This is a genomic window from Streptomyces sp. NPDC051315, assembly GCF_044455165.1.
Lineage (GTDB): Bacteria > Actinomycetota > Actinomycetes > Streptomycetales > Streptomycetaceae > Streptomyces.
In genome coordinates this window covers 106971-122632 of record NZ_JBITEN010000012.1, presented here as the reverse complement: position 1 = coordinate 122632, position 15662 = coordinate 106971, and the positions used below count along the sequence as shown (strand labels likewise).

The following is a 15662-nucleotide window of genomic DNA, read 5'->3' as shown; positions in this document are numbered from 1 at the left end:
GATCATTTACGCGTCAACCGCAGTCATGCGCAAACAAGGGATCACCCCACTGATTCCGGAAAGCACACTCAGGGGCGGGCGATGGACCAGACACACACCTCGCACAACGGCACGACGACGGCGACCCCGGGCGCGCAGCGCCGTGTCCTGGTGGTCGAGGACGACCCGACGATCGTCGACGCCATCGCGGCCCGCCTGCGCGCCGAGGGATTCCTCGTGCAAACGGCGGGGGACGGCCCGGCGGCCGTCGACACCGCGGAGGCCTGGCAGCCCGATCTGCTGATCCTCGACATCATGCTGCCCGGCTTCGACGGTCTGGAGGTCTGCCGTCGCGTGCAGGCCGCCCGCCCGGTGCCGGTACTGATGCTCACCGCGCGCGACGACGAGACCGACATGCTGGTCGGGCTCGGCGTGGGCGCCGACGACTACATGACCAAGCCGTTCTCCATGCGGGAGCTGGCGGCACGCGTGCACGTGCTGCTGCGGCGCGTGGAGCGGGCCGCCCTGGCGGCGGCCACCCCCCGCTCCGGCATCCTGCGCCTCGGCGAACTGGAGATCGACCACGCGCAGCGCCGGGTACGGGTGCGCAGCGAGGACGTGCACCTCACCCCCACCGAGTTCGACCTGCTGGTCTGCCTGGCGAACACCCCGCGCGCGGTGCTCTCCCGTGAGCAGTTGCTCGCCGAGGTGTGGGACTGGGCGGACGCCTCCGGTACCCGGACCGTCGACAGCCACATCAAGGCGCTGCGCCGGAAGATCGGCGCCGAGCGGATCCGTACGGTCCACGGCGTGGGGTACGCCCTGGAGACCCCGACGCCATGAGCCGCGGGCCGGACGCACCGAGAGGCCCCGGGGAGCCCTGGGGCGGCGTACGCCCGTTCTCGATCAAGACCAAGCTGGGGGCGCTGGTCGTCATCTCGGTGCTGATCACCACCGGGCTGATGATGATCGCCATGCGCACCGAGACGGAGCTGCGCTTCATCACGGTCTTCTCGATGATCGCCACACTGTTGATCACGCAGTTCGTGGCGCATTCGCTCACCGCGCCGCTGGACGAGATGAACACGGTGGCCCGGTCCATCTCGCACGGCGACTACACCCGCCGGGTCCGTGAGAGCCGCCGTGACGAGCTGGGTGACCTCGCCCAGACCATCAACGTCATGGCGGACGAGCTGGAGGCCCAGGACCGCCAGCGCAAGGAGCTGGTGGCCAACGTCTCGCACGAGCTGCGCACGCCCATCGCGGGTCTGCGCGCGGTCCTGGAGAACGTGGTCGACGGCATCGCCGAGGCCGACCCCGAGACCATGCGCACGGCGCTGAAGCAGACCGAGCGGCTGGGACGTCTGGTGGAGACGCTCCTCGACCTGTCCCGCCTGGACAACGGCGTCGTACCGCTGCGCAAACGGCGGTTCGAGGTGTGGCCGTACCTGTCCGGGGTGCTGAAGGAGGCCAACATGGTGGCCTCCGCCCGCGCGACCATGGGGTCGGGCGGCAGTCACACCCGGACGGACGTCCATCTGCACCTGGACGTCTCCCCGCCGGAGCTGACCGCGCACGCGGACCCGGAGCGTATCCACCAGGTCGTCGCCAACCTCATCGACAACGCCGTCAAACACAGTCCGCCGCACGGCCGGGTGACGGTGAAGGCGCGGCGCGGACCGCTGCCGGAGTCGCTGGAGCTGGAGGTCCTGGACGAGGGCCCCGGCATTCCGCGGTCCGAGTGGCATCGCGTCTTCGAGCGGTTCAACCGGGGGGCCGTCCGCCGGCCGCACGGGCCGGGCAGCGACGGCGGCACGGGACTGGGACTCGCGATCGCCCGGTGGGCGGTCGATCTGCACGGGGGCCGGATCGGAGTGGCCGAATCCGAGCGGGGTTGCCGGATTCTTATCACTCTCCCGGGAGAGCCATCTGTGCCAAGTTGACGTAAAGTTCGAAGCGGAGTCGCACGATCCACGAGCGTCCGCGCTGACGAACAGCCGCGGGACACGTGTGGTCAGGCAGCGAGCCGACGCAGGTCGGCCGGGGTCCGCACGCTCAGCGTGCGCGACCTGCGTCAACGCACCCGTTTCCGAGGGCAACCGCGCTTGTTTCCCGCCATTTCCACCCCCGAAACACGCTCTTTGATGTGACTTACGCGACGATGCAGCGGCCCGGCCTGACCTTCACCCTGCGGGAGGCGTAGCCTTTATTCCCGCTGTCCATCACCTTGTGAAGCGGAAGAGGGCGGTTGCCGCCGTGTCGCCACAGTCCCCCAGTAACGCATCGAGCATCTCGACCGACGACCAAGCGGGCAAGAACCCCGCTGCCGCGTTCGGTCCGAACGAGTGGCTCGTCGACGAGATCTATCAGCAGTACCTCCAGGACCCGAATTCGGTAGACCGTGCCTGGTGGGACTTCTTCGCCGACTACAAGCCGGGGGCCGCCAGCGCTCCGGCTCCGGCGGGTACTGCGGCCGCGGGGGCCGCAGGGACCACCACCACGCCCGCGGCGCCCGCCGCCGCCCCGGCTGCTCCGGCCGCTCCGGCCGCTCCGGCCCAGGCCGCTCCCGCCGCCCAGGCTCCCGCGCCGGCCCCGGCCGCCGCCCCGAAGCCCGCGGCCGCCGCTCCGGCTCCCGCCAAGCCCGCCCCGGCGGCGAAGGCGGAGCCCGCCACCGGGTCCCCCGAGGGCCCGGAGTTCGTGACGCTGCGCGGTCCGTCCGCCGCGGTCGCCAAGAACATGAACGCGTCCCTGGAGCTGCCGACCGCCACGTCGGTCCGCGCGGTCCCGGTGAAGCTGCTGTTCGACAACCGCATCGTCATCAACAACCACCTGAAGCGCGCCCGGGGCGGGAAGATCTCCTTCACGCACCTGATCGGCTTCGCGATGGTGCAGGCCATCAAGGCCATGCCGTCGATGAACTGGTCGTTCGGCGAGAAGGACGGCAAGCCGACCCTCGTCAAGCCGCCGCACGTCAACCTCGGCCTGGCCATCGACCTGGTGAAGCCCAACGGCGACCGCCAGCTCGTCGTGGCCGCCATCAAGAAGGCCGAGACGCTGAACTTCTTCGAGTTCTGGCAGGCCTACGAGGACATCGTCCGTCGCGCCCGCGACAACAAGCTGACGATGGACGACTTCACCGGCGTCACGGTCTCCCTGACCAATCCCGGCGGCCTCGGCACCGTCCACTCGGTCCCGCGCCTGATGCCCGGCCAGTCGGTGATCATGGGCGTCGGCTCCATGGACTACCCGGCGGAGTTCCAGGGCACCTCCCAGGACACCCTGAACAAGCTCGGCATCTCGAAGGTCATGACGCTCACGTCGACCTACGACCACCGGGTCATCCAGGGCGCCGCCTCCGGCGAGTTCCTGCGCGCCGTCGCCAACCTGCTCCTCGGCGAGAACGGCTTCTACGACGACATCTTCGAGGCCCTGCGCATCCCCTACGAGCCGGTCCGCTGGCTCAAGGACATCGACGCCAGCCACGACGACGACGTCACCAAGGCCGCCCGCGTCTTCGAGCTGATCCACTCCTACCGGGTCCGCGGCCACGTCATGGCCGACACCGACCCGCTGGAGTACCGCCAGCGCAAGCACCCCGACCTCGACATCGTCGAGCACGGCCTCACCCTGTGGGACCTGGAGCGCGAGTTCGCCGTCGGCGGCTTCGCCGGCAAGTCGATGATGAAGCTGCGCGACATCCTCGGCGTGCTGCGCGACTCGTACTGCCGCACCACCGGCATCGAGTTCATGCACATCCAGGACCCCAAGCAGCGCAAGTGGATCCAGGACCGCGTCGAGCGCCCGCACTCCAAGCCGGAGCGCGAGGAGCAGCTGCGCATCCTGCGCCGCCTGAACGCGGCGGAGGCCTTCGAGACCTTCCTGCAGACGAAGTACGTCGGCCAGAAGCGCTTCTCCCTGGAGGGCGGCGAGTCCGTCATCCCGCTGCTCGACGCGGTGCTGGACTCGGCCGCCGAGTCCCGCCTGGACGAGGTCGTCATCGGCATGGCCCACCGCGGCCGCCTGAACGTCCTGGCCAACATCGTCGGCAAGTCGTACGCGCAGATCTTCCGCGAGTTCGAGGGCAACCTCGACCCGAAGTCGATGCACGGCTCCGGCGACGTCAAGTACCACCTGGGCGCCGAGGGCACCTTCACGGGCCTGGACGGCGAGCAGATCAAGGTCAGCCTGGTCGCGAACCCGTCGCACCTGGAGGCCGTGGACCCGGTCCTGGAGGGCGTCGCGCGCGCCAAGCAGGACATCATCAACAAGGGCGGCACCGACTTCACGGTCCTGCCGGTGGCGATCCACGGCGACGCGGCCTTCGCGGGCCAGGGCGTCGTGGCCGAGACCCTGAACATGTCGCAGCTGCGCGGCTACCGCACCGGCGGCACGGTCCACATCGTCATCAACAACCAGGTCGGCTTCACCGCGGCCCCCGAGTCCTCGCGTTCCTCCATGTACGCGACGGACGTGGCCCGCATGATCGAGGCCCCGATCTTCCACGTGAACGGCGACGACCCCGAGGCCGTCGTGCGCGTCGCGCGTCTGGCCTTCGAGTTCCGCCAGGCGTTCAACAAGGACGTGGTGATCGACCTCATCTGCTACCGCCGCCGCGGTCACAACGAGTCGGACAACCCGGCCTTCACCCAGCCGCTGATGTACGACCTGATCGACAAGAAGCGCTCGGTGCGCAAGCTGTACACCGAGTCCCTGATCGGTCGCGGCGACATCACCCTGGAAGAGGCCGAGCAGGCGCTCCAGGACTACCAGGGCCAGCTGGAGAAGGTCTTCACGGAGGTCCGCGAGGCCACCGCGCAGCCGGCTCCGGGCAGCTCCTACGACCCGCAGGACGGCTTCCCCGTCGCGGTCCCGACCGCGGTCTCCACGGAGGTCGTCAAGCGGATCGCCGAGTCCCAGGTCAACATCCCCGACCACATCACCGTCCACCCGCGACTGCTGCCGCAGCTGCAGCGCCGGGCGGCGATGGTCGAGGACGGCACCATCGACTGGGGCATGGGCGAGACCCTCGCGATCGGCTCCCTCCTCCTGGAGGGCGTCCCGGTCCGTCTGGCGGGCCAGGACTCCCAGCGCGGCACCTTCGGCCAGCGGCACGCGGTGATCATCGACCGTGAGACGGGCGAGGACTTCACCCCGCTGCTGTACCTGTCCGAGGAGCAGGCCCGCCTGAACGTCTACAACTCCCTCCTCTCCGAGTACGCGGCGATGGGCTTCGAGTACGGCTACTCGCTGGCCCGCCCCGACGCCCTCGTGATGTGGGAGGCGCAGTTCGGCGACTTCGTCAACGGCGCGCAGACGGTCGTGGACGAGTTCATCTCGTCGGCGGAGCAGAAGTGGGGCCAGACGTCCGGCGTCACGCTCCTCCTGCCGCACGGCTACGAGGGCCAGGGCCCGGACCACTCGTCCGCCCGCCCGGAGCGCTTCCTCCAGCTCTGCGCCCAGAACAACATGACGGTGGCCATGCCCACCCTGCCCTCGAACTACTTCCACCTCCTGCGGTGGCAGGTGCACAACCCGCACCACAAGCCGCTGGTCGTCTTCACCCCGAAGTCGATGCTGCGCCTCAAGGCCGCCGCGTCGAAGGCGGAGGAGTTCACCACGGGCCAGTTCCGCCCGGTCATCGGCGACGCCTCGGCCGACCCGGCCGCGGTCCGCAAGGTCGTCTTCTGCGCCGGCAAGGTCTACTACGACCTCGAGGCCGAGCGTCAGAAGCGCGGTGCGACGGACGTCGCGATCATCCGCATCGAGCGCCTGTACCCGCTGCCGGGTGTCGAGCTCCAGGCGGAGATCGCCAAGTACCCGAACGCCGAGAAGTACCTGTGGGCCCAGGAGGAGCCGGCCAACCAGGGTGCCTGGCCGTTCATCGCCCTGAACCTGATCGACCACCTGGACCTGGCCGTCGGCGCCGACGTCCCGCACGGCGAGCGCCTGCGCCGCATCTCGCGGCCGCACGGCTCGTCCCCGGCGGTCGGCTCGGCCAAGCGGCACCAGGCCGAGCAGGAGCAGCTGGTGCGTGAGGTCTTCGAGGCCTGACGTTCCCCGCGCGAACGGCTGGGCCGCATCCCCTGTCCCGGGGGTGCGGCCCAGCCGTTTGCGCGCACTTATCCTTGACCCATGTACTTCACGGACCGTGGCATCGAAGAGCTGGAGAAGAGGCGCGGCGAGGAGGAGGTCACCTTCGAGTGGCTCGCCGAGCAGCTGCGGACGTTCGTCGACCTGAACCCGGACTTCGAGGTGCCGGTGGAGCGTCTGGCGACGTGGCTGGCGCGACTGGACGACGAGGACGAGGAGTAGGTCCGCGGTCCGGTCGGTTGTGTGCGAAGGGCGCCCCTCGGGGCGCCCTTCGGCGTGTGCGGAGCCGTGAGCGCGGATCGGGGATCGCCGATCGCTGATGGCTGATGGCTGACCGCCGACCGCCGACCGCCGACCGCCGACCGCCGGGGCGAGCGTCTGCCGTCGACGGGCGTTCCCGTCCCTGCCCGGGGGCGAGCGGCCGTGGTCGCCCCGGACCGGCTTTCGTGATCGCCGGACGGGGCGTGGCGTCGTCGGCGGGCCGAGCGCCCCTGGTCGCCGCAGTGAGAGCGCCGTGGTCGCCGGAGTGAGAGCGCCGTGATCGCCGGGCCGAGCGCCCTGGTCGCCGGAGGTGAGCGTCGCCTTGATCACCCGAACGGGTGCCTTGACTTTCCGTGACCGCGATATATCGTGAATTACGTGAGACGCGATATGGCGTGTCGCGGAGATCCAGGCGTATGACCGAGGAGGTCTGCCCATGTCCGAGTGGTCCGTCGCCGAGCCGAGCAAGCTCTCTTTCGACGAGCCGGTGCGTGAGCTGCACGTGCGCATCGTCGCCGGCACGGTGAACGTCGTGGGAACCGAGGAGGGTTCCGCGCGCCTGGAGGTCTCCCACATCGAGGGGCCACCCCTGGTGGTGAGCCATCGCGACGGGACGTTGACGGTGGCGTACGAGGACCTGCCCTGGAAGGGCTTCCTCACGTGGCTCGACCGCAAGGGGTGGCGCCGTAGCGCCGTCGTATCGCTGGCCGTGCCGGCGGACACGCGTGTGGAGGTGGGCGCGGTGAGCGCCGGGGCGGTCGTCTCCGGCATCGCCGGGCGCGCCGAGGTGAAGGGCGTCTCCGGGGACACGACCCTGGTCCGGCTCACGGGCCCGGTGCGCGCGGACACGGTCTCGGGGAGCGTGGAGGCCCAGGCCCTCACCGGCGACCTGCGCTTCAACTCGGTCTCCGGGGACCTGACCGTGGTCGAGGCGGGCTCCTCCGTGAAGGCCGACTCGGTGAGCGGGTCGATGATCGTCGACCTCGACCCGGTGAGCCGCCCCACCGACATCAGCCTGACCAGTATCTCCGGCGAGATCGCCATCCGGTTGCCCCATCCTGCGGACGCGCGGGTGGAGGCCAACACCGCGAGCGGCTCCGTCTCCAACGCCTTCGAGGACCTCCGGGTCAGGGGCCAGTGGGGCGCCAAGCGCATCACCGGCCGGCTCGGCGCGGGCAACGGCAGCCTGAAGGCGACCACGGTCTCCGGCTCCATCGCCCTGCTGCGGCGTCCGCAGACGGAGGACGAGCCGTGGGAGCCGGACGTGACGACTCCGGCCGACGGTTCACCCGGCGCCACGGGAGACAATCTCTCTCCCGGCCCGGCCGACACGGCCTCCACCGACGGCCCGGCCGACAGCACGACCGACAAGAAGGTGCTCTGACATGCCCCCCGTCTTCGCCCACGGCCGCCTCCGCCTCTACCTGCTGAAGCTCCTGGACGAGGCCCCGCGCCACGGCTACGAGGTGATCCGCCTCCTGGAAGAACGCTTCCAGGGGCTCTACGCGCCGTCGGCGGGCACGGTCTACCCCCGCCTGGCCAAGCTGGAGGCCGAGGGTCTGGTCACCCACACCACCGAGGGCGGCCGCAAGGTGTACGCCATCACCGACGCCGGCCGGGCCGAACTCGCCGACCGCAGCGGCGAACTGGCCGACCTGGAGCTCGAGATCCGCGATTCCGTCGCGGAGCTGGCCGCGGAGATCCGGGCCGACGTGCGCGGCGCCGCGGGCGACCTGCGCCGTGAGATGCGGGCAGCGGCCTCACAGACCCGCCAGGGCTCCCAGGCGGGCCTCGGTGACACCGGTCCGGCCGGGGAGTACGGGGAGTACGGCGACAAGGAGGCGTGGCGCGCCGCCAAGGAGGAGATGCGCCGCGTCAAGCAGGAGTGGAAGGAGCAGGCACGCCGGGCCAAGGACGAGAGCCGGAGGGCCCGCGAGGAGGCCCAACGGGCCCGCCGCCAGGCGAAGGAGGCCCAGGACCGGGCCCGCGCGCAGGCCCAGGAGGAGGTGCAGCGCATAGCGCGCCGCGTCCAGGAGAAGGTCCAGGACCACTTCACCCGTGGCGACTGGCCCACGGGCGTGCGGGAGGGCCTGACCGAACTGGCCAAGGAGTTCGGCGAGTTCGGCAAGGACGTCGGGAAGGAGTTCGGCAAGGACTTCGGGTTCGGACGCGGCGGCGACGGCAGCGGTACGGAGGGCGCGGCGGGCAAGGGGCCGGTGTACTCCGAGACCCCGCAGGACTTCCCCGCCGACTACGAGCCGGCCTGGGCCCACGAGGACTCCAGCGGCGACCCGGCCCGTGACCTGGACCGTCTGCTGGACCGCTTCCGCGACGACATCCGCGACGCGGCCCGCGACCACGGGGTCACGGCGGACCAGCTCCGCGACGCGCGCCGCCATCTGTCGACGGCGGCGGCGCACATCGGGGCGATACTGCGGGCGCCCAAGATGTGAGCGGTCGGGGAGTGACGCCGCCGCAGCGTACGGCCCCGTCGACCCCGCGGCCCCGTCGGCTCAGCCCGCCTGCGCCTCTCCCCCGCCGTACAGCACCCGGGTCAGGGACGCGTGGGTGACGCCGTGGTCGGCGAGGGTCTCGGCGGGCGGACCGGGGCGGGCGGTCAGGGCGAGGAGGATGTGTTCGTCGCCGATGTGCCGGTCGCGGTGGGCCAGGGCGATGCGCAGCGACTTCTCGAGGACGTCCTTGGCGTCCCGCCCGAAGCCGGGACGGCCCGTCCGGCCGCCCTTGCCCCGCCGGTCGCCGGCCATCGCCCCGACACCGTGCACCTCTTCCACCCGGGAGACGATCTCGGAGACGTCGATACCGAGTCCGGCGAGGGCGTCGGCGTCGGCCCGGGACAGGCCGGCCCGCCGGCGTGCCTCGTCCAGTTCCCGCCGTACCGACTCCCTGCGCTCCGCCGCGAGTCCGAGGGCGGTCAGCGCGAAGGATCCGCGGCTCGCCTCATGGTCCAGCAGGGCGAGCAGCAGATGCTCGGGCCCCACGGTCCGTGCTCCGGAGCTCTCGCACCGCTCGACGGCCCCTCGCACCACGGTGCGGGCGTCCTTCGTGAACCGCTCGAACATCACTGCCTCCCGTACTTCTTGTGCACGGCCTGCCTGCTGACTCCGAGTTCCGCGGCGATCTCCTGCCACGACCAACCCTGATGGCGCGCGCTGCGCACCTGCACCGCCTCCAACTGCTCCAGCAGCCGGCGCAGGGCGGCTACGGCGCGCAGTCCGACCCGTGGATCGCGGTCGCCGGCGCGTTCGGCGAGATCCGTTGCTTCGGTCATGGTGTCAACGTACGTTGACACCGTCCGACTGTCAACCAGAGTTGACAGGAGCTGACGGGCACGCAAAAGGCGGGCCCGTGGATCCGGACCCGCCCAGGGGAAGAGGGGCGACGACGACCGCGCCGGACGCCCGTCAGGAGTGCGTGAGGACGATCTTGCCGAACTGGTCACCCGACGCGAGCCGTTCGAAGCCCTCACGGGCCCGGTCGAGGGGCAGCACCTCGTCGATGACGGGGCGGACACCGGTGGCGGCGCAGAAGGAGAGCAGGTCCTCCAGCTCGTCCCTGGTGCCCATCGTGGAGCCGACGACCTTGAGTTCGAGGAAGAAGATGCGGGTCAGCTCGGCATGGGAGGGGCGGTCGCCGCTCGTGGCACCGGAGATGACGAGCGTGCCGCCGGGCCGCAGGGACTTCACGGAGTGCGACCAGGTGGCGGCCCCGACGGTCTCGATCACGGCGTCGACCCGCTGCGGCAGCCGCGCCCCCGGCTCGACCGCCTCGACGGCACCGAGCTCGAGGGCACGCTTGCGCTTGGCCTCGTCCCGGCTGGTCGCGAAGACCCGCAGTCCGGCGGCCTTGCCCAGCACGATGGCGGCCGTGGCGACCCCGCCGCCGGCCCCCTGGACCAGCACCGAGTCACCCGGTCGCACCCCGGCGTTGGTGAAGAGCATGCGGTACGCCGTCAGCCAGGCGGTGGGGAGACAGGCGGCCTCCTCGAAGGAGAGCTCCTTGGGCTTGGGCAGGATGTTCCAGGTCGGTACGGCGACCTGCTCGGCGAAGGTGCCCTGGTAGCGCTCGGTGAGGATGGAGCGCGGCTCCCGGGGGCCGACCCCGTGCCCGCTCTGGCCGATCACGGAGTGCAGGACGACCTCGTTGCCGTCCTCGTCGACGCCGGCGGCGTCGCAGCCGAGGATCATCGGCAGCTTGTCCTCCGCGAGGCCCACGCCCCGCAGGGACCACAGGTCGTGGTGGTTGAGGGAGGCGGCGCGCACAGTGACGGTACTCCAGCCGGGCCGTGCCTCGGGGGCCGGACGCTCCCCCAATTCCAGTCCGGACAGCGGCTGATCACGGTCGATTCGAGCGGCGTAGACGGCGAACATGCAGCCGACGATAGGTTCCACGAGCAGCGGGCGAAACCGGAAGGCGCTGTGAGCAATGCCCTCTTGCGGACGCCGGGACGCTCCCCATCCCGGCCGGCGGGACGGCGGGAGCGGGCTCCGGCGGTGCGACGCGGCCCGTCGGACAGCGCCCCGCGGCCCGTACCGCCGCCGCCGACCGGGAGCCGCACCCCCGGCCGGCGACGGGCTCACCGCACCGCCACGGCCGCGACGCCCACCCGCCGACCACCCGAACGGGCGGGCGGGCGGGTGGGCAAGGAAATGGCCCCGCCCGAGCGGGCGGGGCCATTCATCTGGGCACGCACGTCAGCGACGAGCGACCCCTTCGGCCCGAGCCGCCGCGGCGACAGCCGCCGTGACAGCCGGGGCCACCCGCTCGTCGAAGGGCGACGGGATGACGTAGTCCGCGGCGAGGTCGTCACCGACGACTCCCGCCAGCGCCTCGGCCGCCGCGATCTTCATGCCCTCGGTGATCCGGGACGCCCGCACCTGCAGCGCACCCGCGAAGATCCCCGGGAACGCCAGCACGTTGTTGATCTGGTTCGGGAAGTCCGACCGCCCGGTCGCGACGACCGCCGCGTACTTGTGGGCGACGTCGGGGTGCACCTCGGGGTTCGGGTTGGCCATGGCGAAGACGAAGGCGCCCTCCGCCATCGAGGCCACCGCCGCCTCCGGGACCGTACCGCCGGAGACGCCGATGAAGACGTCCGCGCCGGACAGCGCGTCCTCCAGCGACCCGGTCAGCCCGGCCTTGTTGGTGAACCCGGCCAGCTCGCGCTTGACGTCGGTGAGGTCCTCGCGGTCCGCCGAGACGATGCCCTTGCGGTCGGTGACCGCGACGTCTCCGATGCCGGCCTCGACCAGCATCTTGGCGATGGCGACACCGGCCGCGCCGGCGCCCGAGATGACGGCCCGCAGGTCGCCGACGGCCCGTCCGCTCAGCCGCGCCGCGTTCCGCAGCGCCGCCAGCGTCACGACAGCCGTACCGTGCTGGTCGTCGTGGAAGACCGGGATGTCGAGCCGCTCCTGGAGCCGGCGCTCGATCTCGAAGCACCGGGGCGCCGAGATGTCCTCCAGGTTCACGCCGCCGAACGAGGGTGCGAGGCGCACCACCGTCTCGATGATCTCGTCCACGTCCGTGCAGGCCAGCGCGATCGGAACCGCGTCGACGCCGCCGAACTGCTTGAAGAGGATCGCTTTGCCTTCCATCACCGGAAGGGACGCCTCGGGCCCGATGTCCCCGAGGCCGAGGACCGCGGTGCCGTCGGTGACGACGGCCACGACGTTCGACTTCCAGGTGTAGTCGTTCACCAGCTCCGGCTGTTCCGCGATCGCGGTGCACACGCGCGCGACGCCGGGCGTGTAGGCGAGGGACAGGTCGTCCTTGTCGCGGACCGGGACGGTGGCCTGCACGGCCATCTTTCCGCCACGGTGCAACGCGAAGACCGGGTCGAACGAGTCGAGGGGCTCCGCACCGCCCTCCTGGCCCGTATGGTCGGTTTCGCTCTCGCTGCGAGGATTGACGATCTCCGCTGCCACTGTGTCTTACCCCTTAGGTGTTCATGGTTTGAGGGTGGCCACTCCTGGTTGAGAAGTGGGCGGGCATCGCGCAGAGCCCTGTGGTGATACGTACGGACCACTGCGCGTCGGGCGCGCCGCACACGCGCCCTGAGCCCCGGATGAGGGGTGTAAAGAACCTTCTTACCGGACGGACGCCACCGGCGACGAGTCCATTCCGTGCAAGGTCACATGCCGCGTCTTGCAGGACTCCCACAGCCCGCGCACGCGACCGATCGCGTGGGCATATGCCAGTGACATGACTCATGGACGAGAAGCCGACGAATATCGGCCACATCCTTGACACGAGCCCAAGTGGGCGTACGGACCGGATTCCGGACGATCACATCGTGAGATGAACCGAAGATCTTCCGGCCGGAAGGGAGCATTCCAGGAGATGGTGCGGTCCGGTCCGGCCGTGATGTACCGGACTGTGCGGTTCGGGGGTCGCCCGTTATCCGATTTTGACATGACCGGCCCCCTGAATGGCGCAGTCCGAATGGCAAGATGCCCGTAATCACACGAGGTCGCGACACCCGAAGGTGTGTGTTCTCGTCGACCCATCGGCATCTCCATCCATCCGCCGGAGGCACTCACCATGACCGCACGCTCCACCCGCCGTACCACCGCCGCGCGCACCCGGCTAGCCGCGGTCGGTTCCCTCGCGGTCGCGGGCGCCCTGCTGCTCACCGCCTGTGGTGACCAGACCGACAGCGGCAGCGGCTCCTCCGAGACGACGGGCAAGGCCAGCACCGCTCCGCTCTTCTCCAAGCTGCCGAAGGAGATCCGGGACAAGGGCGTCATCCAGGTCGGCACGAACGCCGAGTACGCCCCGATGGAGTCCGTGGAGAACGGCAAGATCGTGGGTGTCGACCCCGACATCGCCGCGGAGCTGGGCAAGAAGCTCGGCGTCGAGTTCAAGTTCACCTCCGGCTCCTTCGACGGCCTGATCACCGCGGTCAACACCGGCCGCTACGACATCGCGATGTCGTCGATCACGGACAACAAGCAGCGCCAGGAGGGTCTGGACGACAGCGGCAAGAAGCTCGGCGAGGGCGTCGACTTCGTCGACTACTTCACCGCCGGCACGGCCGTCTACGTCAAGAAGGGCAACCCGAAGGGCGTCAAGTCCATCGAGGACCTCTGCGGCCAGACCGCCGCGGTGCAGCGGGGCACGACGTACGAGAAGGCGCTGCAGGACCAGTCCAAGAAGTGCACGGACGCCGGCAAGAAGGCCGTCAAGATCGAGTCGTTCGAGAACGACACCGAGGCCCAGACCCGCGTGAAGTCCGGTGGCGCCGTGGCCGGTGTCAACGACTACCCGGTCGCCGTGGACCTGGCCCGCAAGGCCGACGGTGGCAACGCCTTCGAGGTCGTCGGTGAGCAGATCGACGCCGGCCCCTTCGGCATCGCCGTCGACAAGAAGAACACCCAGCTGCGGGACGCCCTCAAGGAGGCCGTCGACGCGATCATCAAGGACGGTTCGTACCAGAAGGTGCTGGAGAAGTGGGGCGCTCAGAGCGGCGCGATCGAGGCCGCCCAGATCAACGGCGGCAAGTGATCTCCCAGCACCACTGAAGGGCAGTCCCCATGACTGACAAGCTCGACAAGTCCGGCGCCGGCGCGCCACCCGCGGACCAGCCGCCGGTGGCCAAGGACTCGGAGTTCTCCGGCCCGCCGGAGGCCATCAAGGCCATCCCCGTGCGCCACTACGGCCGCTGGGTCAGCGGCGTCGTCGTCCTCGCGCTCCTCGTGCTGCTCGTCATCGCGTTCGCGCAGGGCGACATCCAGTGGCAGGCGGTGTCGGACAAGCTGTTCGACTCCACCGTGATCGCGGGCGCCGGCCGCACGCTGCTGATCAGCATCCTGGCGATGGTGCTCGGCGTGGTGCTGGGCATCGTCCTGGCCGTGATGCGGCTGTCGAAGAACCCGGTGACCAGCAGCGTGGCCTGGCTGTACATCTGGTTCTTCCGCGGTACCCCGGTCTACGTGCAGCTGCTGCTGTGGTTCAACCTGGCGCTGATCTTCCCCGTCCTCAATCTCGGTCCGATCTACAAGGACGAGATGACGGACGTGATGACGCCGTTCATGTGCGCCCTGCTCGGCCTCGGCCTGAACGAGGCCGCGTACATGGCCGAGATCTGCCGGGCCGGCCTGCTGGCCGTGGACGAGGGGCAGACGGAGGCGGCCCACGCCCTGGGCATGAGCCACTCCAAGACGCTGCGCCGCATCGTCATCCCGCAGGCGATGCGGGTGATCGTGCCGCCCACCGGCAACGAGTTCATCAACATGCTGAAGACCTCGTCGCTGGTGTACGCGGTGACGTACAACGAGCTGCTGCGCTCCACCTCGGTGATCGGTTCCACCTCGTACGCCGTGATGGAGATGCTCTTCGTCGCCTCGATCTGGTACCTGGTGATGACCAGCGTGTTCAGCGTCTTCCAGTACTACCTGGAGCGGTACTACGCGCGTGGCTCCAGCCGGAGCCTGCCGCCGACCGTCTTCCAGAAGATCAAGGCGAACATGCTTTCGCTGGGCAGTGAGAGGGGCAGGCCGTGACCGCGATGGTGAAGGCCGAGGGCGTCCACAAGTCCTTCGGCGCGGTCGAGGTCCTCAAGGGCATCGACCTGGAGGTGAACTCCGGTGAGGTGTTCTGCCTCATCGGACCGTCCGGCTCCGGCAAGTCGACCTTCCTTCGGTGCATCAACCACCTGGAGAAGATCAACTCCGGCCGCCTGTACGTGGACGGGGAGCTGGTCGGCTACCGCCAGAAGGGCGACAAGCTGTACGAGCTCAAGGACAGCGAGGTCGCGTTGAAGCGCCGGGACATCGGCATGGTGTTCCAGCGGTTCAACCTCTTCCCGCACATGACGGCGGTGGAGAACATCATCGAGGCGCCGGTGCAGGTCAAGGGCGCCAACAGGGCCCAGGCCAAGGAGCGCGCCATGCAGCTCCTGGAGCGGGTGGGCCTGGCCGACAAGGCCGGGAACTACCCCTCGCAGCTCTCCGGCGGCCAGCAGCAGCGCGTCGCGATCGCCCGGGCGCTGGCCATGGAGCCCAAGCTGATGCTGTTCGACGAGCCGACCTCGGCCCTGGACCCGGAGCTGGTCGGTGACGTCCTCGACGTCATGCGCGACCTGGCCGAGTCCGGCATGACGATGGTCGTCGTCACCCACGAGATGGGCTTCGCCCGCGAGGTCGGCGACAGCCTGGTCTTCATGGACGGTGGCGTGGTCGTCGAGTCCGGCAACCCGCGCGACGTCCTGACCGACCCGCAGCACGAGCGGACGCAGGCGTTCCTGTCCAAGGTGCTGTAGCCGCACACGGGTGAGGGGCGGTACGGGATCCCGTACCGCCCCTTCCCTGTGT

General features: G+C 70.0%; 13 protein-coding genes. 9 read left to right on the top strand and 4 right to left on the bottom strand.

The features are described 5' to 3' along the window. Positions 1-81: 81 nt before the first annotated feature. The 6 genes from ACIBBD_RS23330 (at position 82) to ACIBBD_RS23305 (ending at position 8783) form a co-directional block, all read left to right on the top strand. Positions 82-822 carry a response regulator transcription factor gene (locus ACIBBD_RS23330; protein WP_391999703.1) on the top strand — a complete coding sequence of 247 codons (741 nt, stop codon included), beginning with the start codon at positions 82-84 and terminating at the stop codon, positions 820-822. Next, positions 819-1922: a sensor histidine kinase gene (locus ACIBBD_RS23325; protein ID WP_399421413.1), complete on the top strand. Its 1104-nt coding sequence runs from the start codon at positions 819-821 to the stop codon at positions 1920-1922. Before ACIBBD_RS23330 ends, ACIBBD_RS23325 begins: the two co-directional genes overlap by 4 nt. Before the next feature lie 313 nt (positions 1923-2235). Next, positions 2236-6030 (top strand): multifunctional oxoglutarate decarboxylase/oxoglutarate dehydrogenase thiamine pyrophosphate-binding subunit/dihydrolipoyllysine-residue succinyltransferase subunit, encoded by a 3795-nt coding sequence (locus ACIBBD_RS23320; protein ID WP_399421412.1) that lies wholly within the window; start codon positions 2236-2238, stop codon positions 6028-6030. An 81-nt stretch (positions 6031-6111) separates the two neighbouring features. Beyond that, entirely contained in the window at positions 6112-6291 is a 180-nt protein-coding gene (locus ACIBBD_RS23315; RefSeq protein WP_023586593.1) for a DUF6104 family protein, read from the top strand. A gap of 475 nt (positions 6292-6766) precedes the next feature. Further along, positions 6767-7714 (top strand): DUF4097 family beta strand repeat-containing protein, encoded by a 948-nt coding sequence (locus ACIBBD_RS23310; protein WP_399421411.1) that lies wholly within the window; start codon positions 6767-6769, stop codon positions 7712-7714. A 1-nt stretch (position 7715) separates the two neighbouring features. Continuing rightward, positions 7716-8783 (top strand): helix-turn-helix transcriptional regulator, encoded by a 1068-nt coding sequence (locus tag ACIBBD_RS23305; RefSeq protein ID WP_399421410.1) that lies wholly within the window; start codon positions 7716-7718, stop codon positions 8781-8783. Positions 8784-8843: 60 nt separating this feature from the next. Here the strand turns inward: ACIBBD_RS23305 and ACIBBD_RS23300 are convergent, their stop codons facing one another. The 4 genes from ACIBBD_RS23300 to ACIBBD_RS23285 form a co-directional block, all read right to left on the bottom strand. Then, positions 8844-9410 carry a Clp protease N-terminal domain-containing protein gene (locus ACIBBD_RS23300; protein WP_399421409.1) on the bottom strand — a complete coding sequence of 189 codons (567 nt, stop codon included), beginning with the start codon at positions 9408-9410 and terminating at the stop codon, positions 8844-8846. Beyond that, on the bottom strand, positions 9410-9619 hold the full coding sequence (locus ACIBBD_RS23295; protein WP_037674056.1) for a helix-turn-helix domain-containing protein: 210 nt from the start codon (positions 9617-9619) through the stop codon (positions 9410-9412). Before ACIBBD_RS23295 ends, ACIBBD_RS23300 begins: the two co-directional genes overlap by 1 nt. A 133-nt stretch (positions 9620-9752) precedes the next feature. Then, positions 9753-10718, bottom strand: coding sequence for a zinc-binding dehydrogenase (locus tag ACIBBD_RS23290; RefSeq protein WP_399421408.1), 966 nt, complete (start codon positions 10716-10718; stop codon positions 9753-9755). A gap of 324 nt (positions 10719-11042) precedes the next feature. Continuing rightward, positions 11043-12275 carry an NADP-dependent malic enzyme gene (locus ACIBBD_RS23285; protein WP_399421407.1) on the bottom strand — a complete coding sequence of 411 codons (1233 nt, stop codon included), beginning with the start codon at positions 12273-12275 and terminating at the stop codon, positions 11043-11045. Between the two features lie 616 nt (positions 12276-12891). Between ACIBBD_RS23285 and ACIBBD_RS23280 the strand changes: the two genes are divergently transcribed. Genes ACIBBD_RS23280 through ACIBBD_RS23270 form a run of 3 tightly spaced genes read left to right on the top strand, consistent with a single transcriptional unit; the run spans position 12892 to position 15610 of the window. Beyond that, on the top strand, positions 12892-13854 hold the full coding sequence (locus ACIBBD_RS23280; RefSeq protein ID WP_399421406.1) for an ABC transporter substrate-binding protein: 963 nt from the start codon (positions 12892-12894) through the stop codon (positions 13852-13854). A 29-nt stretch (positions 13855-13883) separates the two neighbouring features. Then, positions 13884-14852: an amino acid ABC transporter permease gene (locus tag ACIBBD_RS23275; protein WP_399421405.1), complete on the top strand. Its 969-nt coding sequence runs from the start codon at positions 13884-13886 to the stop codon at positions 14850-14852. Next, on the top strand, positions 14849-15610 hold the full coding sequence (locus tag ACIBBD_RS23270) for an amino acid ABC transporter ATP-binding protein (RefSeq protein WP_399421404.1): 762 nt from the start codon (positions 14849-14851) through the stop codon (positions 15608-15610). Before ACIBBD_RS23275 ends, ACIBBD_RS23270 begins: the two co-directional genes overlap by 4 nt. Positions 15611-15662 lie beyond the last annotated feature (52 nt).